General features: G+C 63.1%; 1 protein-coding gene. It reads right to left on the bottom strand.

Annotated elements, in window-relative coordinates; genetic code table 11:
- On the bottom strand, positions 1 to 314 hold a 314-nt coding region (locus SK571_RS46285), incomplete at both ends, for a fasciclin domain-containing protein (protein ID WP_319990450.1).

Consider the following 314-nt stretch of genomic DNA (forward strand, 5'->3'; position numbering starts at 1 on the left):
GTGGCGTTGGCGGTCTTCACGCCACCACAGATCACGTTGGCGTCGTTGACCTTGATGGCGTTGCCCGAACCGCTCACCTTCACGGTGCCGGTCTGCACGGTCTTCTGGTCGCCGGCGATCTTGTCAGGCGTGATCTGGCCCGGAACGACGTGGTACGTCAGGATCTTCGTCAGCAGCGCGTCGTCGGTCTTGAGCTTCTCGATCGTCGCGGCATCGATCTTCGCGAAGGCCGAGTCGACCGGCGCGAACACCGTGAACTCGGCACCGTTCAGCGTCGAGACCAGGTTCACCTTCGGGTTCAGCTTGCCCGACAC

The sequence above is a fragment of the Lentzea kristufekii genome (genome assembly GCF_033949925.1).
Lineage (GTDB): Bacteria > Actinomycetota > Actinomycetes > Mycobacteriales > Pseudonocardiaceae > Lentzea > Lentzea kristufekii.